The sequence below is a fragment of the Enterococcus raffinosus genome (genome assembly GCF_001886185.1).
GTDB lineage: Bacteria > Bacillota > Bacilli > Lactobacillales > Enterococcaceae > Enterococcus_A > Enterococcus_A raffinosus.
This window is the reverse complement of the sequence record NZ_JXLA01000007.1, coordinates 1-26,002: the sequence shown is the minus strand read 5'-3', so window position 1 is coordinate 26,002 and position 26,002 is coordinate 1. Positions and strand designations below refer to the sequence as shown.

General features: G+C 39.8%; 24 protein-coding genes. 22 read left to right on the top strand and 2 right to left on the bottom strand.

Annotation, left to right across the window (positions count from 1 at the left end; all coding sequences use genetic code 11):
• The first annotated feature begins 99 nt into the window (after positions 1–99).
• The 8 genes from rsgA to RV13_RS05035 all read left to right on the top strand — a co-directional run bounded on the left by rsgA (position 100) and on the right by RV13_RS05035 (position 6,928).
• Entirely contained in the window at positions 100–981 is an 882-nt protein-coding gene (gene rsgA, locus RV13_RS05070; RefSeq protein WP_010745317.1) for a ribosome small subunit-dependent GTPase A, read from the top strand.
• A 73-nt stretch (positions 982–1,054) separates the two neighbouring features.
• Entirely contained in the window at positions 1,055–1,705 is a 651-nt protein-coding gene (gene rpe, locus RV13_RS05065) for a ribulose-phosphate 3-epimerase (RefSeq protein ID WP_010745318.1), read from the top strand.
• A complete protein-coding gene (locus RV13_RS05060) occupies positions 1,705–2,343 on the top strand; it encodes a thiamine diphosphokinase (protein ID WP_010745319.1) in 639 nt (212 codons plus the stop codon). Before rpe ends, RV13_RS05060 begins: the two co-directional genes overlap by 1 nt.
• A gap of 162 nt (positions 2,344–2,505) precedes the next feature.
• Positions 2,506–3,363, top strand: a complete 858-nt coding sequence (mreC, locus tag RV13_RS05055; RefSeq protein ID WP_010745320.1) for a rod shape-determining protein MreC — start codon at positions 2,506–2,508, stop codon at positions 3,361–3,363.
• Entirely contained in the window at positions 3,360–3,890 is a 531-nt protein-coding gene (mreD, locus tag RV13_RS05050) for a rod shape-determining protein MreD (RefSeq protein WP_010745321.1), read from the top strand. The genes mreC and mreD overlap by 4 nt, the downstream gene beginning before the upstream one ends.
• Before the next feature lie 216 nt (positions 3,891–4,106).
• Positions 4,107–5,561: a C40 family peptidase gene (locus RV13_RS05045; protein ID WP_010745322.1), complete on the top strand. Its 1,455-nt coding sequence runs from the start codon at positions 4,107–4,109 to the stop codon at positions 5,559–5,561.
• A 66-nt stretch (positions 5,562–5,627) separates the two neighbouring features.
• Complete coding sequence (locus RV13_RS05040; RefSeq protein WP_010745323.1) at positions 5,628–6,131, top strand: VanZ family protein; 504 nt, start codon at positions 5,628–5,630, stop codon at positions 6,129–6,131.
• 74 nt (positions 6,132–6,205) lie between these two features.
• Positions 6,206–6,928, top strand: a complete 723-nt coding sequence (locus tag RV13_RS05035) for a YebC/PmpR family DNA-binding transcriptional regulator (protein WP_010745324.1) — start codon at positions 6,206–6,208, stop codon at positions 6,926–6,928.
• 52 nt (positions 6,929–6,980) lie between these two features.
• On the opposite strand, the gene RV13_RS05030 is transcribed toward RV13_RS05035, so the two are convergent.
• Positions 6,981–8,387, bottom strand: coding sequence for a L,D-transpeptidase family protein (locus tag RV13_RS05030; RefSeq protein ID WP_010745325.1), 1,407 nt, complete (start codon positions 8,385–8,387; stop codon positions 6,981–6,983).
• 207 nt (positions 8,388–8,594) lie between these two features.
• Positions 8,595–9,575, bottom strand: coding sequence for an L-lactate dehydrogenase (locus RV13_RS05025; protein ID WP_010745326.1), 981 nt, complete (start codon positions 9,573–9,575; stop codon positions 8,595–8,597).
• Between the two features lie 356 nt (positions 9,576–9,931).
• Between RV13_RS05025 and pth the strand changes: the two genes are divergently transcribed.
• From pth to lysS, 14 genes are all read left to right on the top strand, one after another.
• Positions 9,932–10,489, top strand: coding sequence for an aminoacyl-tRNA hydrolase (pth, locus tag RV13_RS05020; RefSeq protein ID WP_010745327.1), 558 nt, complete (start codon positions 9,932–9,934; stop codon positions 10,487–10,489).
• 61 nt (positions 10,490–10,550) lie between these two features.
• Positions 10,551–14,063: a transcription-repair coupling factor gene (gene mfd, locus RV13_RS05015; protein ID WP_060789271.1), complete on the top strand. Its 3,513-nt coding sequence runs from the start codon at positions 10,551–10,553 to the stop codon at positions 14,061–14,063.
• A 39-nt stretch (positions 14,064–14,102) separates the two neighbouring features.
• Positions 14,103–15,665: a putative polysaccharide biosynthesis protein gene (locus RV13_RS05010; protein ID WP_081630589.1), complete on the top strand. Its 1,563-nt coding sequence runs from the start codon at positions 14,103–14,105 to the stop codon at positions 15,663–15,665.
• Between the two features lie 3 nt (positions 15,666–15,668).
• Positions 15,669–15,938 (top strand): RNA-binding S4 domain-containing protein, encoded by a 270-nt coding sequence (locus RV13_RS05005; RefSeq protein WP_010745330.1) that lies wholly within the window; start codon positions 15,669–15,671, stop codon positions 15,936–15,938.
• 74 nt (positions 15,939–16,012) lie between these two features.
• Positions 16,013–16,447 (top strand): FtsB family cell division protein, encoded by a 435-nt coding sequence (locus RV13_RS05000; protein ID WP_010745331.1) that lies wholly within the window; start codon positions 16,013–16,015, stop codon positions 16,445–16,447.
• A 55-nt stretch (positions 16,448–16,502) separates the two neighbouring features.
• The gene (locus RV13_RS04995; RefSeq protein ID WP_010745332.1) at positions 16,503–16,946 is read left to right on the top strand and encodes a S1 domain-containing RNA-binding protein; all 444 of its coding nucleotides are present in this window, start codon (positions 16,503–16,505) and stop codon (positions 16,944–16,946) included.
• A 98-nt stretch (positions 16,947–17,044) separates the two neighbouring features.
• Entirely contained in the window at positions 17,045–18,379 is a 1,335-nt protein-coding gene (tilS, locus tag RV13_RS04990) for a tRNA lysidine(34) synthetase TilS (protein WP_010745333.1), read from the top strand.
• Positions 18,380–18,392: 13 nt separating this feature from the next.
• Complete coding sequence (hpt, locus tag RV13_RS04985) at positions 18,393–18,938, top strand: hypoxanthine phosphoribosyltransferase (protein WP_010745334.1); 546 nt, start codon at positions 18,393–18,395, stop codon at positions 18,936–18,938.
• A gap of 96 nt (positions 18,939–19,034) precedes the next feature.
• The gene (ftsH, locus tag RV13_RS04980; RefSeq protein WP_010745335.1) at positions 19,035–21,101 is read left to right on the top strand and encodes an ATP-dependent zinc metalloprotease FtsH; all 2,067 of its coding nucleotides are present in this window, start codon (positions 19,035–19,037) and stop codon (positions 21,099–21,101) included.
• 59 nt (positions 21,102–21,160) lie between these two features.
• A complete protein-coding gene (locus tag RV13_RS04975) occupies positions 21,161–21,679 on the top strand; it encodes a GNAT family N-acetyltransferase (protein WP_010745336.1) in 519 nt (172 codons plus the stop codon).
• A 49-nt stretch (positions 21,680–21,728) separates the two neighbouring features.
• Complete coding sequence (locus RV13_RS04970; protein WP_010745337.1) at positions 21,729–22,031, top strand: bacteriocin immunity family protein; 303 nt, start codon at positions 21,729–21,731, stop codon at positions 22,029–22,031.
• A gap of 150 nt (positions 22,032–22,181) precedes the next feature.
• On the top strand, positions 22,182–23,066 hold the full coding sequence (hslO, locus tag RV13_RS04965) for an Hsp33 family molecular chaperone HslO (RefSeq protein ID WP_010745338.1): 885 nt from the start codon (positions 22,182–22,184) through the stop codon (positions 23,064–23,066).
• A 2-nt stretch (positions 23,067–23,068) separates the two neighbouring features.
• Positions 23,069–24,076 carry a tRNA dihydrouridine synthase DusB gene (dusB, locus tag RV13_RS04960; protein ID WP_010745339.1) on the top strand — a complete coding sequence of 336 codons (1,008 nt, stop codon included), beginning with the start codon at positions 23,069–23,071 and terminating at the stop codon, positions 24,074–24,076.
• 120 nt (positions 24,077–24,196) lie between these two features.
• Positions 24,197–25,660, top strand: coding sequence for a lysine--tRNA ligase (lysS, locus tag RV13_RS04955; RefSeq protein WP_143142287.1), 1,464 nt, complete (start codon positions 24,197–24,199; stop codon positions 25,658–25,660).
• Positions 25,661–26,002 lie beyond the last annotated feature (342 nt).

The following is a 26,002-nucleotide window of genomic DNA, read 5'->3' as shown; positions in this document are numbered from 1 at the left end:
GTTTTGAAGTATGCTACAATAAGACTGAATTTATGGACGTTGTTTTTTAGTTATTAGAGTAGCAGAGAGATTCTAATTGTTTGATACAAAAAAAAGGAGATGAGACGGATCGAGGGACAGATTCGTAAAGCCTTAAGTGGTTTTTATTATGTTGCAAGTGAAGGAAAGATTCATCAAACACGTGCACGAGGAAATTTCCGAAAAAAGAAACTGACACCTTTAGTTGGCGATGAAGTGGTTTTTAGCAGCGAAGAAAACAGCGAAGGCTATATTCTTGAATTATTGCCGCGAAAAAATGAGCTAGTTCGTCCGCCGGTGGCTAATGTTGATCAAGGCGTCGTTGTAACGAGTTTGGTAGAACCGAATTTTTCTTACAATTTACTGGATCGATTTTTAGTTACACTGGAAAATAAATATATTCATCCTATTATTTATTTATCTAAAACAGATTTGGTCGCTGACCAAGCTTTAGTTGAAGAGATTCGTGCAGTTTATGAACCGCTTGGCTACCCGGTTATTGACGGGGAACAAGATAAGCAAAAATTAACAGATCTGTTTGCGGATAAGCTGACGGTTTTCATGGGACAATCGGGTGCTGGCAAATCTACCTTACTAAATGATGTCTCGCCAGATCTGAATTTAGAGACAGGTGAAATATCTGAATCGTTAGGACGCGGCCGTCACACCACACGACACGTGGAGTTGTTAGATTTATTTGGCGGTCTAGTTGCGGATACACCTGGATTTAGTTCGATTGATTTCTTAGAAATTTCTGCTGAGGAGCTGCCAAAGGAATTTCCAGAATTTCGTGCCGCAGCACCAGAATGTCGTTTTCGCGAGTGCCGTCATGTAAAAGAGCCTGGATGTGAAGTTAAGCATCGCTTGGAGGAAGGAAAGATTGCTCAAACACGCTACGATAATTACTTGCAGTTTTTACAGGAAATCGAAAAGCGTCGACCGGTGTATAAAAAAAATAAATGATTTTATCATGAAGCAGGGTTTATATCGGAATTATTTTTAATAAATAAATGAAAACGGAAAAGGAGTACAGACTATGAAAATTGCCCCATCGATTTTAAGTGCCGACTTTGCACGATTAGGTGAAGAAGTAAAAATGGTGGAAGAAGCAGGTGTTGATTACATTCATATTGATGTGATGGATGGAAATTTTGTCCCAAATATTTCTTTTGGACAAGTCGTTGTAAGTGCGTTGCGACCAGTGACAAAATTACCGTTGGATGTCCACTTGATGATTGCTAATCCTGAAAATTATATTAATGATTTTGCTAAGGCAGGCGCGGATATCATTATGGCTCACGTGGAAGCTACACCGCACATCCATCGGGTGGTACAAATGATTAAAGCGGCAGGTGTAAAACCAGGCGTTGTGCTAAATCCAGGAACACCTGTTGAATCAATCAAGTATGTTTTAGGAGACGTAGATCAAATCCTCGTAATGACAGTGAATCCGGGATTCGGCGGACAATCCTTCATCGAGAGTCAAGTTGAGAAGATTGCGGAATTAGATCGTTTACGAAAAGAGCATGGCTATCATTATGAAATCGAAGTAGACGGCGGCATTCAGCCAGAATCGGCCAAAAAATGTGCCGCAGCAGGTGCAGATGTCTTTGTCGCGGGTTCATATATTTATGACGCAGAGAATCCACAAGAAAAAATCAATGCCTTACGGGCAGCGATCGATTAATGAATGTTTTACTTGTTGCAGGCGGTGACCCTAGTCACTGGCCTGCTTTTTCACAGCCATTTGATCAAATCATCGGTATTGACCGAGGCAACCTATTCCTTTTGCGTCGAGGAATAGTGCCGGATATGGCAATCGGAGATTTTGATTCTTTGACCGAAGACGAAAAAAAAGAAGTGTTTGAAGCAGTCGACGAAGTGTCGACTTCTCCAGCGGAAAAGGATGATACGGATACTCAACTCGCCTTAGTAAAGACCTTTGAACGGTTTCCGGAGGCGACTGTTACTTTGATTGGAGCAACTGGCGGACGCTTGGATCATCTGCTGGCAAACCTATGGTTAGGAGCGGAACCACGTTTTTCGCCTTTTTTATCTCAAATAAAGATCGCGGATAAAGGCAACCTCGTGAGCTATATAGCGCCAGGAAAGCACTGTATCAAAAAAGTTCCTGACATGGACTATTTGGCCTTCTGCTGCATGACTCCCGTTAGAGAGTTGTCTTTGAAAAATGTAAAATATGAGCTCTCGAAGGTAGATTTTTTACAGCCGACCAGTCTAGCGAGCAATGAGTTTCTAGTCGGAGATGCCGAAGTTCATTTTTCAGAAGGATTAATCGCTGTGATACAAAGTCGAGATGTTTAAACTAGAGCAGTTAAGAATCGTTTTTTTCAAAAATGATTCTGCTGCTTTTTTTGTTTTCAAGAGATACTAAAATTCTTTAAAATCAGCCGCCCGTGCTTTTTAATCCCTGCGTTTAGTGGTAAAATTCAATCTATATTATAGATAGCGTTCAGAGGTGCCTAAGTGAGAAAGTTCAATCCAAATAAGAATATTATTATCCTATTAATTGTTGTTATTATTGTTGTTGCAACAGTCTCGATTACAGCAGCAAATCGTGCAAAAGACAGTGATACGAACATCGTTCAATCAACTGTAAACGATACGATCAGTGTTTTTGATAAAGTAATTACTGCACCAGGACGTTGGCTTAGCAGCGGAGTTCAATCTGTCTCCAATTTGATCAACACCTATGATGAAAATGAGAAGCTGAAAAGTGAAGTCGATCAATACGATGAAGTAAAGCAGCAAACAAAGAATCAAGCGCAGGAAATTGAACGCCTAAAAGATGAGTTGGAACTGAATCAGACCTTAACCAGCTATGAAAAGGTTACAGCAAATGTTATCACGCGTTCCCCTGATACATGGCAGGATATGCTGATTGTAGATAAAGGCAGCAGTGATGGCGTTGAAGGCAACATGGCTGTTATGTCTCAAAAGGGTTTAATTGGTCGAGTGATGGAAGTGAATGCTCATTCATCTAAGATTCAATTATTAACGTCAGATAATAAAACAAGCAATCATTTTCCAGTAAAAATAAGTTCAGATAAAGGAAATTCCTTCGGTGTTTTGAAGAAGTATGATGTGAAAAGCCAACAGCTGATTGCTTCAGAAATTACTGAAGAAGAGAATATCAAAGAAGGCGATGTCGTTCAAACATCAGGTTTGGGTGGGAATTCTCCAGCGGATCTGGCTATAGGAACCGTTGCTAAGGTTAAATCAGATAGTTACGGATATCGCGAGGTTTATATAAAACCTTATGCTCAGATGTATGATATTTCAGTCGTAACGATCATCCAAAGAATGGCGGGAGCGACCGAATGATTAGACGGACAACCTTAAAATACATGACGCCATTCCTATTATTTTTCTTATTTTTACTAGATGCGCATATCACTCGTATCATCGCGTCACTAACGAATAATGTATACGTTGCGAATGCGCACTTAGCGTTACTAGTCTTAATGATTATTTCACGCGTTGTCAATGAACGTTTTTTGCTAGGGACAGCTTTAGTTCTAGGGATTTTGTATGACTTGTATTATATCGGTGTTATTGGGATTTATGCTGTAATTTTCCCTTTGCTAGTTATGCTGTTCTATCTTTTCAAAAAAACAATCCAACAAAATATTCTAACTCTTTTTTTTACAGTCGTAATTAGTGTAACGCTCTTTGAATTAATTAGCTTGCTGCTACAAACAGTGTTCGGTTTAACAGGGGTCAGCAGTGACTTTTTTGTCCCGAGATATTTGGGTCCAACCTTGCTTTTTAATATTCTAACTTTTGTAATTTTAATTTTCCCATTAGAGAAAATTTTGATTGGTCCACCAGAAGAAGAGCTTGGTATATAAAGGAAATCAATAATTTTTAATAGCACAAAAAAACAGAAGATTTTTTTCTTCTGTTTTTTTTTGCGCCCAATTTGTAACTAAAAAATAGTGAAATGAAATGTTTTTGTAACAAAGCTATTATGTGGATGACATACAGCTGTGGTAAACTCATGAATGTGTTAGAAAAAAGTCTAATAAAATTCAAAATAAAACATTAAGTAGTCGGAGGACATTAGAGTGAAAAAAAGTTTGTTATCAGCATTAATGGTATGTTCAGTAACATTAAGCGCATTAGCAGCTCCAGCCGCAGCTTCTGCCGATGAATTTGATAGTAAAATTGCTGACCAGGATGCAAAAATTTCAAGTTTACAAAACCAACAAACAGATGCACAATCACAAATCAGTGCATTGGAAGGCGAAGTTGCTTCAATCAACGAGAAAGCACAAGGCTTACTAAATGAACAAGCATCATTGAGACAAGAGTCTCAAGACTTGCAAAAACAAATCGAAACATTACAAAAACGTATCGAGAAACGTTCAGAAGCAATCAAAGAACAAGCACGTGATACTCAAGTAAAACAATCTTCAGGTACGAATGTTATTGACGTAGTATTAAACGCTGAATCATTCACTGATGCTGTTAGCCGTGTTCAAGCAATGACAACCATTGTTAAAGCAAACAATGATTTAGTTGAACAACAAAAAGCGGATAAAGCAGAAGTTGAACAAAAACAAGCTGAAAACAAAAAACAACAAGAACAAATCGCTGCTAACCAAGCAACATTGGAAAGCCAAAAAGGTGAGTTGATCACTAAACAAGCAGATTTAAATGTTCAAACAACGACTTTGGCTGCTGAACAAGCAACAGCTGAAGGCGAAAAAGCAAGCTTGAAAGAAAAACAAGAAGCTGCTATCAAAGAACAAGAACGTGTGCAAGAAGAAGCTCGCAAAGCTGCTGAAGCGCAAGAAGCTGCTAAGAAAGCAGATGCAGACGCTAAAGCAAAAGCAGATGCGGATGCTAAGGCAGAAGCTGATCGTAAAGCACAAGAAGAAGCTGCTGCAAGCACAACTACAACGGAAAGCTCAACTGTTGAGTCTTCATCTACAGTAGAATCTTCAACAACAGAACAACAAACACAATCAAGTGCGACAGAATCATCTTCAACAGCATCATCAAGTGAAGATAATTTCCAAGGTGGAGGAGCTACTCCTACACCATCGACTACTGAAGATTCAGGTTCTAGCAACCAAGGGTCAACATCATCTTCAACAAATAATAACCAAACACCATCAACGCCAACACCTGCACCGACTCCAACACCGGCTCCAGCACCATCTGGAAATACTGGCGGCGTTGTTGCTGAAGCAATGAAGTATATCGGCACTCCTTATGTATGGGGCGGTAAGACACCTGCAGGATTTGACTGCTCAGGTTTCACTTCATATGTATACCGTCAAGCGACTGGTCGTGAAATCGGCGGATGGACTGTTCCTCAAGAATCAGCTGGAACACGTATTTCTGTTGATCAAGCACAAGCTGGCGACTTATACTTCTGGGGCAGCCCTGGTGGTTCATACCACGTAGCAATTGCAATGGGCGGTGGACAATATATCCACGCACCACAACCTGGTGAAACAGTTACAGTAAGTTCTGTAAGTTACTATGCACCAAGCTTTGCAGTTCGTATGTAATCAAATTTAAGTATTCATGACCGGTACGAAGTTCTTCGTACCGGTTTTTTTAATGGAGGAAAAGAAATGCAAAAGCAATTGAAAAATGGGAATTTCTATATTGGTATCGCTCTTTTGATGATGGTGATTCTATTTGTTAGTTCTTCAATGACTTATCAGCAGCAAAGTCAAGTTTCACTAATTCAAAAACTACTTGCGAATGAGCCGCTGAAGGCTTTTTTTAGTCAGATTTCTTTTAACTATGCAGGTAGTGAAGTAAGTATATCTGCTAAAGGCTATGTTAAATTTGTTGAATTTTTTATTCGCAAGGCTGCACACTTTATGACTTACTTTGTTTTAGGCGGAAGTCTATACTTAGGATTATTACCTAAATTGAAACAAAAATCATCGGTCTTAGGTCTGTTTTTCGCTTGGCTGGCTGCTACTGGCTACGCCGCTACCGATGAATTCCATCAAATGCTGACTGGTGGACGGACGCCATTATTTCAAGATGTAATGCTAGATTCTTGTGGGGCCTTAACGGCGTGTCTTATCATTATCGCTTATAAGACTATTCGCAAGAAACGTTAATAGTGATAATTCTTGACGAAATACGTTTTCAGGCGGACAATAATAAGGATCAATAAATATTGGAGGAATGTACCATGTCAGGACATAGTAAATGGCACAATATTCAAGGGCGAAAAAATGCTCAAGATGCGAAACGAGGAAAAATCTTTCAAAAGATGTCACGAGAAATCTATATGGCAGCTAAAGCCGGAGGTCCTGACCCGAGTACGAATCCAGCACTACGATTAGTGATTGATAAAGCTAAATCGGCCAATATGCCAAATGATAATGTGGATCGTGCAATCAAAAAGGCAACATCGGCAGGCGAAGGCGAACACTATGATGAAATTACTTATGAAGGTTATGGACCTGGTGGCGTAGCCATTTTAGTCCATGCCCTAACGGATAACCGCAATCGAACAGCAACAAATGTACGAGTGGCATTTACCCGAAATGGGGGAAATCTAGGTGAGACTGGTTCAGTAAATTATATGTTTGATCGTAAGGGCTACATTGCTATTGAACGTGAGAACTTATCAGTGGATGAGGATACCATGTTTGAAGACGTACTTGAGGCGGGAGCAGAGGACATGGAGATTTTGCCAGAGGTCTTTGAAATCTATACCGCAGCTGAGGATTTTACCAATGTTCGTGATCAATTGGAAGCCGATGGCTTTACGTTGGCGCAAGCGGAATTAACGATGATCCCACAAACAACGGTTTCTTTAGACGATGAGCAAAAAGAGAAACTGGATCGTTTAGTTGAAAAGTTAGAAGATGATGACGATGTTTCCGAAGTCTTTACTTCGGCAGAATAGATAAAAAAGACAAAGAAAAAAACCAGCGAATTTCGCTGGTTTTTAGTTTGGTCTAAAAGACTAAAACAGGAGTACCGACTTCTACCATATCGAAAAGTTTTGCCATTACATCTGGTGGTGTATTCACACAACCGTGAGAGCCGCGAGTCTTCCATAGTTCGCCGCCATATGCAGGCTGCCAGTCAGAGTCGTGAAGACCAACACCTGTCCAATCGATCGGCATCCAATATTTAACAGGACTTGCATAGTCCGATCCGTCATCATTTTTTCCACGCAAGGTTTTGTTTGTTTCTTTCGACCAAACGTAGTCAACTCCGGCTGGTGTAGGTGAGCTTGGTTTACCACTGACAATGTCAGTTTCTAAAGCTACGTTACCATCTTTGTAATACCACATATGTTGATTTTGTAAATCTACTTCGATGTAGGTTTTATCAATTAATGGTTTATCTGCGGTTGTTGCCCCGGTAACGACAGGTGAACGAGTAAAGTCTTTACCTTCTAAAATTTGTTTTGTCAATGCTTCAACTTCTGCTGAGGTATTGATGGTCCAACTATAAGTACCTGATGGAACAGAAACTTTTCCACGTCGAGTACTGTTGAATTCAGTTGGTTTTGAGCTTGTGTTGTACTTTTCTCCTAAGCTGGTAACATAAGCAGTTACCTTATCTTTATCAAGAGACATGTTACCATTGTCGTCGACTAACCAGTCATTGATATCAGATGATGGAATTTGGAAGTTTTCTCCGTTGATACTATAGTTTGCTTTGATCTTTGCTACAGCATTCATTTTATCCATCGTCTTTTTCAGATCAGCATCATCTTTTGTGATGGTTGGTTTCGAAAGGTACTTATCAAAATCAATCGTGTGTTTGCCTTCTTTTGCAGCTTCCTTAAAGGCAGCTACGGCGGCATCAACGTCAATTGTATTCCCTTGTTTTTCTGGTGTAATCTCGAAGCCTTCGCTTGTTCGAGTCACCTTCGCATTTTCTGTTGCTGTCCGTGTTGTATTGGCTTGAGTCAATTCAGCACGAATGGCTTCTCCCACAGCATTTAATTTATTTTCATCTAAAGTATTGCCGTCAACATCTTTTGTATCTGCTGCGGAGACTAACTGCATACCCCAGCTAAAAGGATTTTGCTTTTTCTGCATCTCTTTTAAACCAGGTAAATAATTGTTTTGCCAACCTAGATCTTTGCGATTGATCTCTTTCCAATTTTTGTCGTCGATTTTTATTAGGAAGGGTGAATCTGACAGCTCGCGGGTAATTTTACGGTTTGCTTCGCTCACCGTTAAATTATTTATTTTCACTCCATTCACGACCGTGTTAGGAAGGAACCTTTGAGCATAATATGTACTGCGAATAGCGTATCCGCCAACTAAAACTACCAATAAACCTAATACAACAATCAAACCGATTCGCGTTCGGCCACGAGAATTTCTTCTTTCATTTCTTGTCATCGAAATAACTCCTCATTGCATTTCCTTTTATTTGGTCTTCATTAAACGATCGAAGCATTTCTATCAAAATAGTAGTCGATTTCAAAATGATATACCGAATATAAATATACCACAGAATCGTTTAAATACGAGTGATATGTTCTGAAATGTTAGCAAATATTAAAAAATCCGCAAAGAATATTCAAATTCTTTGCGGAGATGAAAAATCTATTTTCCTTCAGCTTCAAGATCAGCGAAAGCTTTGTCCATAACTTCTTTTAGTTCTTTTGCAGAAGCGTCCATACGATCTTTTTCAGCATCTGTTAACGGAATTTCAATGATGTTTTGGATACCTTTAGCATTGATAACAGCTGGTGCACCAATGTAAATGTCGTTTTGTCCGTATTGACCTTCTAAATATACAGATAATGGGAATACGGCACTTTCATCATTTAAAATAGCACGAGTAATACGAGCTAGGGCAACGGCGATACCATAGAAAGTTGCGCCTTTTTTCTCGATAATTTCATAAGCAGCGTCACGAACGCCGAAGAACAAGTTAACTAATGCTTCTTCATCAACTTCTGGATTGTCTTTTACCCATTCGTAGATTTGTAAGCCAGCAACGTTAGCATGTGACCATACAGGGAATTCTGAGTCACCATGTTCACCTAAGATATAAGCATGGACGTTGCGAGCATCAACGTCAACTAATTCAGCGATTGCTTGACGGAAGCGAGCTGTGTCCAATGAAGTACCTGAACCGATAACGCGTTCTTTAGGGAATCCAGAGAATTTCCAAGTAGAATAAGTTAAGATATCAACAGGGTTAGCTGCTACTAAGAAGATACCGTCGAACCCAGAGGCAACAACTTGCTCTACGATACTTTTGTTGATGCGCAAGTTTTTACCAACTAAGTCTAAACGAGTTTCACCTGGTTTTTGAGGAGCGCCTGCAGTGATGACAACTAAGTCAGCATCGTGACAGTCTTCGTAAGAAGCAGAATAAATTTTCTTAGGTGATGTAAAGGCTAATGCGTGTGATAAATCAATGGCATCTCCTTGTGTACGGTTGCTATCGATATCGATAATACCGATTTCTTGAGCGATATTTTGATTGACTAGAGCGAAGGCATAACTTGAACCTACTGCGCCGTCTCCGATTAACATTACTTTTTGATGGGTTTTACTAGCTGCTTTTGCAGTCATGTGTACCAATCCCTTCTTATATTTGTTTTTCCAGTGGAATGATAACACTAATTAATGAAACTTGTCACGTATTTTACTCATTAATAATACAGTTATTTTTGCTGTTTCAGAAGAAAACGCTTCATGTGTTAATGGCGTAGGAAGCTGATACTATAAACTTTTTTCAAAAATAACAGAAACTTATGAGAGACTTAAAGCGTTGAAAACGGTCACTACAGATGAGTTTGTGTTATACTGTATAAAGAAAAATTTGAACTGGGTAGTCATTTGACTATCCAGCATTTTGTCATGCAAATGAAAATCTAATAAATTTTAATATGAGAGAAATAGATATTTATAAAAAGAGGCGGAACAGTATGAAAATGATCGTAGGTTTGGGAAATCCAGGCAAGAAATACGAAAACACAAAGCACAATGTTGGATTTATGGTTGTAGATCAATTGGCAAAAGAACATGGAGCTGTTTTTAAGAAAAATACCTTCGAAGCAGAAGTGGCGGATTATTTTGTCAATGGAGAAAAGATTTTATTAGTCAAACCGCTCACCTTTATGAATGAATCAGGTCGTGCGGTTGGTCCGTTAATGACTTATTTTGGCATTTATTTAGAAGAGCTGGTGGTAATCGCGGATGATTTAGATATGGAGCTTGGAAAATTACGTTTGAGGCAAAAGGGCAGTGCAGGTGGACACAATGGGCTAAAAAGTATTATCTCTCACATCGGAACGCAAGAGTTTAATCGCATCAAGATCGGTATTGGTCGTCCAAACGGAAAGACGGTTGTGAATCACGTACTAAGTACTTTCGGAAAAGAAGAGATGCCTGTTATCGCAAATAGCGTGGCTCGAGCAACTGAAGCAGTGGATGATTATGTTTCAGGTAATGATTTCTTGCAAACAATGAATCGCTTTAATTAGAAAATTCATCGAGAATCATACGATTTTAGCAGGTTAGTAGGAACATGTAAGGAGTATAAAAATGAATTTGATTGAATTTGTTAATCAGCTGCCCTTGGTAAAAGAATGGCAGGCTAATTTAGATAAAAGAGCAAAACGTCAGTTAGTGATCGGTCTTTCTGGTTCGGCTAAAGCCTTGGTGATGGCTGCTGCACAGCAAGTAAGCAAAAAGCAAACAGTGATTGTCGTACCGAATCTTTACTATAGTAATCAATTAGCGGATGAACTGCGGAATATAGTGGAAGATGTCCATCTGTTTCCGGTTGATGAAGTGCTTTCGGCAGAAATGGCTTTTGCCTCACCAGAAGCACGAGCGGAACGTGTGTCCACTCTTCAAGCATTGTCTCAAGGTAAAAATGGGATTTATGTCGTACCCGTTGCGGCGTTGAGAAAATATTTACCAACTGTTGAAACATGGCAGGCGAATCAGCTTCATTGGAAAATAGGCAGCGAGGTTGATTTAGAAAATTTAGCTCAACGGTTAGTATTAATGGGCTATGAACGCCAGACAATGGTTGGAAAACCTGGTGAATTCAGTATGCGTGGAAGCATTGTTGATATTTATCCGTTGACGACGGAATATCCTGTGCGGGTAGAACTTTTTGATGTAGAAGTCGACTCGCTGCGCTATTTCGAACCAGAAACTCAACGATCTGTAGAAAACTTAAAGGATGTTTGGATTACTCCAACGACGGACTTAGTTTTTTCTGCCCAAGATTTGACCCAGGGTGCGCAAAATGTGAACCAGCTGTTGCAAAATCGCTTAGCAGTGACGAAAGAAAAAGAAGACTATAACTTTTTGAACGATTACTTTGGTCAGCTGATCTCCTCTTGGGAAGATGGAATACCAACAGAACAGGCGAAATATTATACAGATTTATTATATGAAGAAAAAGTTTCTTTGTTGGATCATTTCGCCAAGGATGCGCTGCTGTTTGTGGATGATTATCCACGTATGATGGAAACGCATCGTGAGATGGAACGAGAGGAAGCAGAGTGGCATACTCAAAAAATTGAAGAATTACGAGTTTTTTCTGAACAGACTTTTGGGATGAATGCCCATGAGCTAATCAAAAAATCTAAACTTGTGACAAGTTTCTTTTCGCTGTTTCAAAAGGGTATGGGGAATCTGCGTTTTGAAGCGATTCATAATTTTCAATACCGTTCTATGCAGCAGTTCTTCGGACAGATGCCACTATTAAAGACAGAGGTGGATCGTTGGCAGAAACAAGAACAAACCGTTCTATTTTTAGTCTCTGATCAAGAACGGCAAGAAAAATTAACGCAGGAATTTCATGATGTGGATATCAAGGCGGTTCAAACGACACCAGATAATTTACTGATAGGGAAAACCCAGATTGTCACTGGGACATTAACCAATGGGTTTGAAATGCCGCAAGATAAACTAGTCGTAGTGACCGAACGTGAAATATTTCAAAAGGTCACCAAAAAGCGCGCTCGTCGCCAGACGATCTCAAATGCTGAACGGTTGAAAAGTTACAATGAGTTAAAGCCTGGAGACTATGTTGTTCACGCAAATCATGGGATTGGTAAATATATTGGCATGGAAACGATCGAAATCGACGGGGTCCATCAAGATTATATGTCAATTTTGTACCAAAAAGATGATAAGCTATTCATTCCAGTCACACAGCTAAATTTGATTCAAAAATACGTTTCCTCTGAAGCGAAACCACCTAAGATCAATAAATTAGGTGGTAGTGAATGGACGAAAACTAAGAGCAAAGTTTCGAAAAAAATCGAAGATATAGCGGATGACTTAATCGAACTGTACGCTAAACGTGAAGCGGAACGCGGGTACGCATTCGGTCCAGATGATGAGTATCAAAAGGAATTTGAGGATGCTTTTCCATATAGTGAAACGGATGACCAGTTGCGAAGTGCAGCCGAAATTAAGCATGATATGGAAAGAGCTCGTCCCATGGATCGCTTATTGGTGGGGGATGTTGGATTTGGTAAAACAGAAGTAGCTTTACGAGCAGCCTTCAAAGCAATCAAAGAAAATAAACAAGTCGCTTTTCTTGTGCCGACGACAATTTTGGCTCAGCAGCATTATGACACGATGACTGAGCGTTTTGAAAACTTTCCTGTGAATGTGGCGATGCTGAGCCGTTTCCGAACCAAAAAACAGCAAAATGAAACGATCGAGCAAATTCGAACTGGACAGGTTGATATTGTTGTGGGAACCCATCGGCTTTTATCACAAGATTTGCAGTTCGCGGATTTAGGGTTACTAGTAATTGATGAAGAACAACGTTTTGGCGTGAAGCATAAAGAACGATTGAAACAATTGCGTTCTCAAGTAGATGTGTTGACGTTGACTGCGACACCGATTCCGCGAACGTTGCATATGTCGATGTTAGGCGTGCGGGATCTTTCAGTGATTGAAACCCCACCAGAAAATCGATATCCGATTCAAACGTATGTCATGGAGACGAATCCAGGAGCAATTCGAGAAGCCATCGAACGTGAAATGGCACGAGGCGGACAGGCCTTTTATCTATATAATCGAGTGGAGACTATCGAAAGAAAAGTAGAAGAGCTGCAGATGCTAGTACCAGATGCCAGAATTGGTTTTGCTCATGGACAAATGACAGAAGTTCAGTTGGAAAATACACTCATGGACTTTATTGATGGGCAATACGATATATTAGTTACCACGACGATTATTGAAACAGGTGTAGATATTCCGAATGTTAATACATTGTTTGTTGAAAACGCCGACTATATGGGGCTGTCTACCTTGTATCAATTGCGCGGTCGAGTCGGACGAAGCAATAGAATCGCTTATGCCTACTTCATGTATGAGCCGCAAAAAATCTTAAATGAAGTTAGCGAAAAACGTCTGCAGGCGATCAAAGATTTTACTGAGCTAGGCTCTGGTTTTAAAATAGCGATGCGAGATTTGTCTATTCGCGGAGCCGGTAATCTCTTAGGTGCACAGCAACATGGCTTCATCGACGCGGTCGGCTTTGATATGTATTCGCAAATGCTTTCTGAGGCAGTAGATCGTAAACAAGGAAAGAATACCCAAGTGGAACGAACCTCCGTAGAGATCAACTTAGGAATTGATGCGTACATTCCTGGAACTTATATCGAAGATGAGCGACAAAAGATTGAGATATACAAACGGATTCGTGAGTTAGAAAGTACAGAAATGCTGGATGAAGTGGAAGCTGATTTAGTGGATCGCTTTGGTGATTATCCTGATGAAGTAGCCAACCTGTTGAATATTGGGCAGATAAAAATGGACGGAGACCGTGCATTGGTTGAAAGTATTCAAAAACGGCAGCAGCAAATTATCATTACCTTAAGTAAGGTAGGAACGAAAGCTTATAAAGTCGAGCAGCTATTTGAAGCGTTAAGTGCAACAAAAACGAAAGCCACATTAGGTGTTGAAAAAGACAAAATGGTCATGAAGTTAGTGGTGGCGAAAACGATGGATGAAGCCGTTTGGTTACGAGAAGTTAGTTTGTTTGTTCGTGCATTACGTGAGCAAAAATACAAAGAATAGGCGGTGAAGGCATTGGCGAATAAAGAAATGCGAGTCATGATGCAAGGCGCCTTCGTCTTGACTGCTGCATCATTTATAGCGAAACTTTTAAGTGCCGTTTATCGAGTCCCTTATCAAAACTTCGCAGGTGATGAAGGATTTTATGTGTATCAGCAGGTTTATCCGATCTATGGTATTGCTATGACTCTAGCATTGTCAGGTCTGCCTCAATTTATCTCTAAATATGTGGCAGAACAAAAAGAGCCCCGAAAACAGCGCCAAGCGTTGGAGGAACTATTTCCTTTAATCAGCGGTTTTGGGCTCCTTCTATGGGCCGTGTGTTTTTTTTCCGCACAACCATTTGCAGATTGGATGGGGGATGGGAAATTGGCTCCCCTGATTCGTGTTGTTTCTTTTACCTTTGTAATCATGCCGTTTCTTTCGATTACACGTGGCGAGTTTCAAGGGAAATTATTGATGGTCCCCACTGCTGTTTCACAGGTGGTCGAACAGTTTATACGAGTAGCAGTCATTGTAATTGCTGCTTGGTCATTCAAACAGTTTGGCTGGACGGTCTATCGCACAGGAACGGTAGCAATGTCAGGCGCTTTAGTTGGCGGAATCGTTGCCGTGTTAGTACTGTGGTATTATCGACGAAAAATAATGGCAACAAGTATTGTGCGAAAGTTGCCAACCATAGGTGGAAAAACACTAGAACTCGGCAAGCGTTTGGTGCTTGAAGGCGGTTTGATGACGGTTTATAGCGGTTTATTGATTCTCTTTCAGCTGATTGATTCCTTCACTGTAAAAAAGGCGTTGGTTGATTTCGGATTAAGTGAACATGGAGCGAAGCTGGCCAAGGGTATTTACGATCGAGGACAACCGCTAGTACAATTAGGGTTGGTGGCGGCTTTGGCGCTCAGCTCAAGCTTTATACCATTATTGACAAGACATTTAGTCAATCGTGATCATGGAATGTTTGTTAAAACGAGTCAAATTTTTTTACGTTTAACGTGTGGAATCGCGGCGGCGGCTTCGATTGGTCTAGCAATGTTATTGCCATACGTAAACTATGCATTATTTAAGGACTATAAAGGAAACGGGACGCTAGTATTATTCGTGTTTTCAATCTTTTTGATGGCTATGGTGCAGGCGTATCAAAGCATCGCTCAAAGCCAAAATGAATACCGCAGTTCTTTGCAGGCTGCGGGTGTTGGGTTACTTCTAAAAATAGTAATTACTGGCGGGCTGACAAAACAATTTGGAACGATTGGTGCCAGCCTGTCTACGCTGTTAGGATTGATCGTGGCTTTGTTTATTCTGCATTTTTCATGTGATCGTGAGACAAGAGAATATGGGAGTCAACGTCACTTTATACGAAACCTTATGCTTTGTTTAGTAGGCATGGTATTCGTGTTATTATGTTATTATGGCGGTATCAGTGTTCTTTTTGGTATGGTTCAAAAAAGGAGTTTGGCACTGATTGTCGCAATTTTTGGAGTGTTGATTGGTGGCAGTGCTTTTTTGATTTTGGCGATTCAATTACGATTGTTAACTATTCGTGAGTGGCTGATGTTGCCATTCGGCAGTAAATTATTGAGAATAAATTGGAAAAGAGGGTAAGTTATGCGCTTAGATAAATTTTTGAAAATTTCACGGATCATTAAGCGTCGAACAGTGGCAAAAGAGGTCGCTGATAAAGGGCGGATACAAGTAAATGGAAAATTAGCAAAATCTTCAACAGATGTGAAAGTTGGCGATCAATTGCGAATTCAATTTGGGAACAAAGTCCTAGAGGTCGCGGTGGAAGAGCTGCATGAATCAACGAAAAAAGACGATGCAGCAAAAATGTATCGAATCATTAATGAGACTCGTGTGGAAAATAACGGGAATTAAGGATAATTCAAATAGACAATTATATCCTGAGTTGATATAATAGTAAAGAATTTCATGGTAAGGAGCGAGCAGGAATGAATGAAAACGACACGAAAAAAGTTGCTTCATTGGATACACCCTACGCAAAAGAGCAATATAGCAAGTTTCAAAAGCAACATCGTCAATTAATTTTCAAGCGTCGTCGTTTAGCAGCGTTATTCGCAATTGCAGCCTTTGTCGCTATTGTCATGGGAGTTCAGATATTTAACGAACAACGTCATTTAAGTGAACTGAAAGAGATCAAAGTTAAAACAGTCGCTGAGTCAGCGAAAGTTGATGATCGGGTAGATGGCTTGAAGCAAGATGTGAAATTGCTGAAAGACGATAACTATGTAGCGAAACTAGCTCGTAGTCGTTTCTATTATTCAAAGGATGGCGAATTGATTTTTGTTTTACCAGATTCGGCAAAAACATCTAGCAATGACAAAGAGTCCGCTGATGAAGTAATAAAGTCCGAAACTGCCAAATAAGTTTAGGAGCAGTTTTAAAATAAATTGGAAAAAAATTAGGAGGAACATTTTTTTTATGTCAATCGAAGTAGGAGCTAAGCTGCAAGGAAAAGTATCAGGGATCACCAATTTCGGTGCCTTTATCGACTTGGGAGAGGGTAAAACGGGCTTAGTCCATATCAGTGAAATATCTAATGGTTTTGTCAAAGACATTCATGATGTATTGACTGTCGGCGATGAAGTGACGGTTAAGGTTACTTCTGTGGGAGATGACGGAAAAGTCGGTCTTTCAATTCGAAAAGCTCAAGATCAACCACAACCAGAAAAGAAACCTTTCAAACGTGAGTTCCGTGATAACAATCGTCCGAAACCATCAGCTAAAGGCAAACCCCAAAATAGCGGCAAACAAGACTTCGATTCATTGATGAGTTCCTTTTTAAAGGATAGCGATGATCGCTTGTCATCGATTAAACGCAACACCGAAGGAAAACGCGGAGGCCGTGGCGGCCGTCGTAGTTAGATCAGAGAGGCTGAAATTCATTTAGGATTTCAGTCTTTTTTATTGTATAGTGTTTGCTTAAACTGAAAGTGAACAATAACTAGAATGAGGAGTTTAATATGGAGCAAGAATTTCTTCGTGCAAACCCTGAACTTAAGACCGACCAGAAAGTTCTGTTGGCTGTTTCAACTGGGGTTGACTCGATGGTGCTTTTGCATCTGGTCGAAAAATTGAATGTAACTATTGGTGTTATACATATAGATCATCAGCTGCGGCCAGAGTCGAAGATAGAGGCAGAATTCCTACAGTCTTATTGCAAGAGTCATCATTTGCCATTGTATACAAAGGTTTGGGAGCAGCCCGCGGAAAAAAATGTCGAGGCTGAAGCGAGGAAGGTTCGATATAATTTTTTTGAAGCAGTCATGAAACAAGAGAAGTATGACCTGCTATTAACGGCTCATCATGGTGATGATCAATTAGAAACCTTACTGATGCGCTTGACCCGTGGTGGATCTTTTACCGGACACAGCGGAATTGTCCGGAAGCAAAGTTTTGGCACAGGGGTTTTGCTGCGACCATTACTTGACTTTTCGAAGGAAGAAATCTATTCATATGCTGAAAAAGAGCAAGTGATTTATTTTGAAGATGCGACAAATCAGTCCTTGGACTATTTTCGAAACCGTATCCGAAACAACGTTATTCCGGAATTAAAAAAAGAAAACCCGAAAATTCTGTTACATGCGCAACAGTTTCATCAGCAACTGATTTGGGCCGGTCAGCTGATTGAAGAAGCGCTAAAAGAAAATTTAAGAAATATTGAATTTGACGGTCAACGCGGATCGTTTTCGTATGATGATATGCCATCTGAAACTAATGCTCGTTATTATTTTCTCTCGGCATTCTTCCAGAAAATGGAGGAACAAACTCAAATCATTGTCTCGCAACGCCAATTGTTTTCACTACTAGACCAAATGGGGCATCCGGTTAGTCAGTGGTCGATTGATATTGGAGAAGGTTGGCGATTTGTGCGTCGGTATCAACGATTTTACTTTGAGAAAAGCCCAGCGATCAATGACGAAATGTTTAGTTTAGATGAAAACGAACAGTTCGATCTTCCAGACAGTGGGAGGATTATCTTGAGGAAAAGCGAAAATGAGCCTAGAAATGATGCATACCAAGTGCCATTGCCATTAACAGTCAAGCTGCCTTTAAGAATTCGTCATCGACGAGCAGGGGACCGAATTCAGTTGACAGAAAGTCTTTCTAAACGAGTGAATCGTTATTTTATTGATAAAAAAATCCCGACGGATGAGAGGGATCGCGCATGGGTGGTGGAGGACGCTGCAGGAGAAATCGTAGCGCTTTTGCCTTTTGTTAATTCCTATTTGAGTATTACAACTGAAACTGATAGAATACACTACATACTTGACTATACGCCTCAAGTAGCGAAATGAAAGGAGTTTCTACATGCTAGCAAAAGATATTGAAAAAGTATTGATTACTAGAGAAGATATTCAAAAGCGCTGTGTGGAATTAGGCGCACAATTAACTACAGATTATACCGATAAAAATCCTTTGGTGGTTGGTATTTTAAAAGGAGCCGTTCCATTTATGGCTGACATTGTTCGTGAGATTGATGCACATTTAGAATTGGATTTCATGGATGTCTCAAGCTATGGCAATCAAACGGTCTCTTCAGGAGAAGTAAAAATCATCAAGGACTTAGATACGAACGTTGAAGGTCGTGACCTATTAATCGTAGAAGATATCATTGATAGTGGTCGTACTTTAGGATATTTAGTTGATTTATTTAAATACCGGAAGGCAAAATCAGTGAAAATCGTCACATTGTTAGATAAACCAGAGGGCCGCGTAGTGGATATTCATGCTGACTATGTTGGTTTTGATGTACCGAATGAGTTCGTAGTTGGCTACGGATTAGACTATGCAGAGGCGTATCGCAACCTGCCATACGTAGGTGTATTGAAGCCGGAAATTTATCAATCAAATTAGTGACCGAAAAAATCACAGTATGATATACTTAAAAGGTCAAAATTGATAAAACTTTTTTAACAAGCTAATAAGCTAACAAGTGCGAGGAGGACGCAGATGAACAAAAACAATAAGGGAGTAAAAAATGCTCTCTATTATATTCTCGTCATCTTGGCTATGGTCATGGTTGTTTATTTCCTTTTTGGAGATAACAAATCAGCTTCGCCAGATATCGAGTATTCAACGTTTACTGAACAGATGCAAGAAGGCAAAATTAAGAATCTTAAGATCCAGCCTGCTGGTGGTGTGTATAAAATCACTGGTGAGTACAAAGAGAAGCAAGAAGTTGCTAACTCTGGCGGACTAAGTATCATTGGTTCAACAGATTCTAAAACAACACATTTTTCAACCATTGTTTTGCCAAATGATTCGACTTTAAGTCAAGTCAATGATTTAGCAAAAGAAAACAAAGTCAAAACTGAGATTCAAGAAGAGTCAAGCAGCGGCATGTGGGTTACGCTATTAGTAAGCTTCTTACCGATCTTGATTATGATTTTCTTCTTCTACATGATGCTTGGACAACAAGGCGGTGGCGGCGGCGGTAATGGCCGTGTCATGAACTTTGGTAAATCCAAAGCTAAAGAGGCTGACAAAAAAGCGAACCGTGTACGTTTCTCTGATGTAGCCGGGGCAGAAGAAGAAAAACAAGAACTTGTTGAAGTCGTGGAATTCTTAAAAGACCCACGTCGTTTCGTAGAATTAGGTGCTCGTATTCCAGCGGGTGTCTTACTAGAAGGACCTCCGGGGACTGGTAAAACGTTACTTGCTAAAGCGGTAGCGGGTGAAGCCGGTGTTCCATTCTATTCGATTTCTGGTTCGGATTTCGTTGAAATGTTCGTTGGGGTCGGGGCTTCTCGTGTTCGTGATTTATTCGAAACAGCTAAGAAAAATGCACCAGCGATTATCTTTATCGATGAAATTGATGCAGTTGGTCGTCAACGTGGTGCTGGTATGGGAGGCGGTCACGATGAACGTGAACAAACCCTCAACCAATTGCTCGTTGAAATGGATGGATTTGATGGCAACGAAGGCGTTATTGTTATCGCTGCAACAAACCGTTCTGATGTTTTAGACCCAGCGTTATTACGTCCAGGTCGTTTTGACCGTCAAATTTTGGTTGGTCGTCCAGACGTTAAAGGTCGTGAAGCAATCTTACGCGTCCACTCTCGTAATAAACCGTTGGCAGACGACGTTGATTTGAAGGTTGTTGCGCAACAAACACCAGGCTTTGCTGGTGCGGATTTAGAAAATGTCTTGAATGAGGCGGCCTTAGTAGCTGCTCGTCGTAATAAGAAGAAAATTGATGCTTCAGACGTGGATGAAGCAGAAGATCGCGTTATTGCGGGACCTGCTAAGAAAGATCGTGTTATTAGTAAACATGAACGTGAAATGGTTGCTTACCATGAAGCGGGTCATACAATCATCGGGATGGTATTGAACCGTGCCCGTGTTGTCCATAAGGTAACGATTATCCCTCGTGGACGTGCTGGCGGTTATATGATTGCCTTGCCAAAAGAAGATCAAATGTTAATGTCTAAAGATGATATGTTTGAACAAATTGTTGGGTTATTAGGTGGTCGTACTGCTGAAGAAATCGTCTTTAATGCTCAAACAACAGGTGCTTCAAATGACTTCGAACAAGCGACAGCGTTAGCTCGCAGCATGGTAACTGAATACGGAATGAGTGACAAGCTTGGACCAGTTCAGTATGAAGGAAACCATCAAGTTTTTGTTGGTCGTGATTACGGACAAACAAAAGCTTACTCTGAACAAGTTGCCTTTGAGATTGATGAAGAAGTTCGCAGCATCTTAATGCAAGCTCATGAAAAAGCACGTGAGATTATTGAAACACATCGTGAACAGCATAAATTAATTGCTGAAAAATTATTAGAGTTTGAAACATTAGATGCGAAAGCAATCAAGTCATTGTTTGAAACAGGTAAAATGCCTGAAGGAAAAGACAGTCTTTATCCAAGTGAAAAAGCTCAAGCACAAACTTTTGAAGAAGCTAAACGCGCTTTGGAAGAAAAGGATGCGGAGAAACAAGCAGAGGATAAAGCACCTGAACATAAAGAGTCCGATGACGAAATTACACCAGACGATACAAACGATAATCAAGAATAAGGTGAAAACGGCATGTCCTCAGTGATGTGCCGTTTCTTTTTTATTAAGGAGGAAGAAGAATGCAAGGGAAGATTCTTATTGCTACAGTGAAAGATTTATCCGAATTGCAAACAATCAGTATCGAAACTTTTCGAGATACTTTCGCTACAGAAAATGATCCTACTGATTTACAAAAGTATTTGCTTGAAGCATACAATTTAAAAAAACTAGAAAAAGAAATGCTAAATTCTGATTCACGTTTCTTCTTTATCTATCTGAATAAATCTTTGGCTGGTTATATGAAAGTAAATACTGGAAAAGCACAAACAGAGATGTCAGATAGAAATGGATTGGAAGTTGAACGAATCTACATTCGAAAAAAATTCAAGCGGCAAGGGTTAGGTCGTCAATTATTAGAGTATGCGTTTGAACTTGCTTCCCAAGAAAAACGTGAGAATATTTGGTTGGGGGTGTGGGAAAAGAATCAGAACGCTTTGCAATTTTATCAAACATTCGGTTTTAAGAAAGTCGGCGCTCATCCTTTCAATGTTGGAAAGGATAAACAAACTGATCTAATCATGCTAAAGGAACTCTTATAATTTGCATAATCATTAGGAGCGCATACAATGAGGGCGAGAGGTGAGCGAAATGATGGAGAGCCAAAAAGCTGAGGAAATGATGGATCAAATCAGTCAAGCTTATGGGGATAAGGAAATCCAAGAACTTCCGGAAGTCCAGAAGTTTTTACTAGAAAATGCACAATTACTGGAAAAAACAGAAGCCTGTGGGCTGGTAGCAACTAAAATTTGTAAAGAGATTGCGCTTTATGCCTTTTCTCATCAATGTAGCTTTCCTAAGGCGTTAGGCGAATTGCATAGTCAATTGAAGCATGAAGCAATGAAATACGACGCTACAGCAATGGCGGCAATTTTATTACCCGTTTGGTTTTAGTGGGCAGGAAAGATAATCCCTGCTCATTTTTTTATGCTTATATGAATAAGTTATTAAGGTTTTCTATCAAGCATATATAGAGAAGTTGAAAAATATTGAAACACCTAGTATGATGCAATCACGAGTAAATTAGGAATGAGGAACAAATCGATGAGTGACTATTTAGTAAAAGCATTAGCATATGAAGGCTTTGTTCGGGCGTATGCAGTGAACGCAACAGAAACAATTGCTGAAGCGCAGCAACGTCATGATACATGGAATACATCTTCAGCAGCATTAGGACGTACAATGATCGGAGCTTTGATGTTAGGTGCCACATTAAAAGGCGAAGATAAAATGACTGTTAAAGTTGAAGGAAATGGACCTGCTGGAGCTATCGTTGTCGATAGCAATGGTAAAGGCGAAGTAAAGGGGTATATCAAGAATCCTCATATTAGCTTACCGCTAAATGAGATTGGGAAAATTGACGTAAGAGGTGCGGTAGGCACTGAGGGGATGTTTACTGTTATTAAAGATCTGGGTTTAAAAGAACCCTTCTCAGGACAGACTCCGATTGTATCTGGTGAAATTGGCGAAGATTTTACTTATTATCTGGCTGTATCCGAACAGATTCCATCGGCTGTTGGTGTCTCAGTATTGGTTGATACGGATGACTCTATAAAAACTGCTGGCGGGTTTATGATTCAGATTATGCCTGGAGCAAGCGAAGAAATAATTGATAAAATTGAGGAGCGTCTGAAGGAAACTGCCCGTATCTCATCACTTTTAGATGAAGGACAAACACCAGAAGAAATTCTGCAAACGTTGCTAGCAACAGATGATGTTGAATTCTTAGAAAATATGCCTGTTCAATTTAAATGTGACTGTTCTAAAGAAAAATTTGCATCAGCAATCATTACATTAGGTGCAGAGCAAATCCAAGAGCTGATTGATCAAGATCACGGTGCGGAAGCTGTGTGTGCATTTTGTAATAATAAATATGACTATAGTGAAGCAGATCTTTATGAATTGAAGCAAGAAATTTTGGGGGAATAATAGTGAAGCCGTTAAATGGTACGTGGAAAATCGGAAATGTTGAAGTGCCGAATCGGATTGTTGTTGCTCCAATGGCAGGAATTACAAATGCTGCTTTTCGTGTGACGGTAAAAGAATTCGGTGCAGGATTAGTTGTCTGTGAAATGATCAGTGACCAAGGAATCCATTTTAGAAATAAAAAAACGTTAGAGATGCTATACATCGATGAACGGGAGCATCCCTTAAGTGTTCAAATTTTTGGAGGAAATAAAGATTCGCTAGTAGAGGCGGCTCAGTTTGTCCAAGAAAATACGGAAGCAGATATCATAGATATCAATATGGGGTGTCCAGTAAATAAAGTGATCAAGGCAGAAGCTGGAGCAAAATGGCTGTTAGATCCTAATAAGGTGTATGAAATGGTTGACGCGGTTTCTTCTGCTGTAGACATTCCTGTGACAGTGAAAATGCGAATTGGCTGGGACCAGGATCATATCTTTGCTGTTGAAAATGCATTAGCTGCTCAAAGCGCGGGGGCCTCTGCAATTGCAATGCATGGTCGTACGCGTGTACAAATGTATGAGGGTCAAGCAGATTGGGACATTTTAAAGCTGGTTGCCAATCAATTAACCATTCCATTTATGGGAAATGGTGACGTACGAACCCCAGAAGATGCGAAACGGATGATTGAAGAAGTTGGAGTTGATGCGGTAATGATCGGTCGAGCCGCACTAGGAAATCCTTGGATGATTCATCAAACACAACATTATCTTGAGACAGGGGAATTGATTCCTGAACCTAGTGCAAGAGAAAAGATCGAGACAGCAAAACTTCATTTAGAACGATTAATTAATCTTAAAGGTGAAAAAATTGCCTGCCGTGAATTTCGTCAGCATGCAAGCTATTATTTGAAGGGAATTTCACGTTCAGCAAAAGTTAAAGTAGCAATCAATCAAACGGAAGATAAGCAAGTAATCGTTGATCTATTGGATAGTCTTGTAGAAAAGACCGAAGCAAGAGCGATAATTAGCTAAAAATCAAGCCGAATGAGGAATTCGGCTTGATTTTTTAGCTATTCATTGGCATTATAAGTAAGAGTAATTACATACTGAGGAGGAACATTCGTGACTGAGGAACAAACAAATTTGACAGAAATGAACGATCAAATGCGTGTTCGCCGCGAAAAAATGGAAAATCTTCGTGAAGAAGGAATTGATCCATTTGGCGCACGGTTTGAACGTACAACAAACTCAAAAGAATTGCATGAGACATACGATGGAAACACTAAAGAAGAGCTGCTGGAAATGGGATTAACCGCAAGTGTAGCTGGGCGGATGATGACTAAACGTGGAAAAGGAAAAGTCGGATTTGCTCATTTACAAGATCGTGAAGGCCAAATTCAAATCTATGTTCGTAAAGACGAAGTTGGTGAAGAACCTTACGCAATCTTCAAAAAGGGCGATCTAGGTGATTTCTTTGGTGTGACTGGTGAAATCATGAAGACGGATACGGGTGAAGTGTCTATTAAAGCAAAAGAAATCACGCTGCTTTCAAAAGCATTACGTCCGTTACCAGAAAAATATCATGGCTTAACAAATGTTGAACAACGCTATCGTCAACGTTATTTAGATTTAATTAGTAATCGTGAAAGCTTTGACCGTTTTACCAAACGTAGTCAAATTATTAGCCAAATTCGCCGTTACTTAGATGGATTGGGTTATATAGAAGTAGAAACACCTGTTTTGCATAATGAAGCGGGTGGTGCAACTGCACGTCCATTTATTACTCATCATAATGCACTAGACATGGATCTTTATTTGCGAATTGCACTAGAATTACATTTAAAACGTCTAATTGTCGGTGGAATGGAAAAAGTTTATGAAATCGGCCGTGTATTCCGTAACGAAGGAATTGATACTACTCATAACCCAGAATTTACTATGATGGAAGTATATACTGCATATCAAGATTACTTGGATGTAATGAATCTAACTGAAGGAATCATTCGAGATGTGGCGCAAAATGTACTTGGTGAAACCACGTTGACTTTTGACGGAAAAGAGATTGATTTGGGCTCTGAGTTCAGACGTGTTCATATGGTAGATGCAATCAAAGAACAAACAGGAGTAGATTTCTGGCCAGAAATGACGATTGAGGAGGCACGTTCGTTAGCGAAAGAACACCACGTTGAGATAAAAGATACGATGGAAATCGGTCATATCATCAATGAGTTCTTTGAAACTTTTGTGGAGGAAACACTTGAACAGCCAACATTTGTTTATGGTCATCCTGTAGAAGTATCACCGCTGGCGAAAAAGAATGCTGAAGATGGGCGTTTTACAGATCGTTTTGAGCTGTTTATCGTGGGTCGTGAATTTGCAAATGCCTTTACAGAATTAAATGACCCTATTGATCAAAGAGAACGTTTTGAAGCACAAGAAAAAGAACGTGAGCAAGGAAATGATGAAGCTCATGGTGTAGACGAAGATTTCTTGGAGGCTTTAGAATATGGAATGCCTCCAACAGGCGGCTTAGGAATAGGAATTGATCGTTTAGTTATGCTATTAACAGATGTTCAATCTATTCGAGATGTTTTACTATTTCCAACGATGCGTTAAAGAAACTTTTTAAGACGTTCAGTATAGCTGGACGTCTTTTTTTAAACTGTTCAAATGAATTATTAGAAAATGATGTCATCTTATCAGCCATAAAAACGATTAAATATTTTGTGAAAAGGTAATTTTCAATCAGCTTTCATGTTATTTGCGAACATTTACACCAACAGTAAAGAACATTGGTCAGCAATAAAAAAAACTTCAAAAAAGTCGCTATTTTTGATTGACCAGATAAGATTATGTTGGTATATTATTTTATGTTCCAAAGCGAGCGTGTGTCGCTCAAAAAAAATTAAAAATTGTTATTGACAGATGACTGACTTTCAGTTATTCTATCAAAGTCGC